The following is a 345-nucleotide window of genomic DNA, read 5'->3' on the forward strand; positions in this document are numbered from 1 at the left end:
CAACCGGAGCTGGCAGCCCAAGGATTTAAAGCTGGCCGCGATCGCATTATCCGGTTGCGCCGCATACTCGCCTTGCGCTGCAAGCAAAAACAAAAATTCAAGGCAACAACCAATTCGAATCACCAGCTTCCTGTGGCAAACAATCTGCTGGACCAGACATTTGCCCCAGGCAGCCCAAACCAAGTATGGGTGACCGATATCACCTATATCAGCACTGATGAAGGATGGCTTTATCTGGCAGGGGTCAAGGATGTCTATACCTGCGAGATTGTCGGCTATGCCATGGGAGAACGTATGACACAAGCCTTGACAGCAAAAGCACTGTGGAAGGCTGTCAGCAATAAA

Annotated in this window: 1 protein-coding gene; it reads left to right on the forward strand. The window is 50.7% G+C overall.

From position 1 onward, the window contains the following. Positions 1-345 (forward strand): DDE-type integrase/transposase/recombinase (locus ACO0LC_RS29240; protein ID WP_423009785.1); only part of this gene is annotated, 345 nt, incomplete at both ends.

The organism is Undibacterium sp. JH2W (genome assembly GCF_049340425.1).
Lineage (GTDB): Bacteria > Pseudomonadota > Gammaproteobacteria > Burkholderiales > Burkholderiaceae_D > Undibacterium.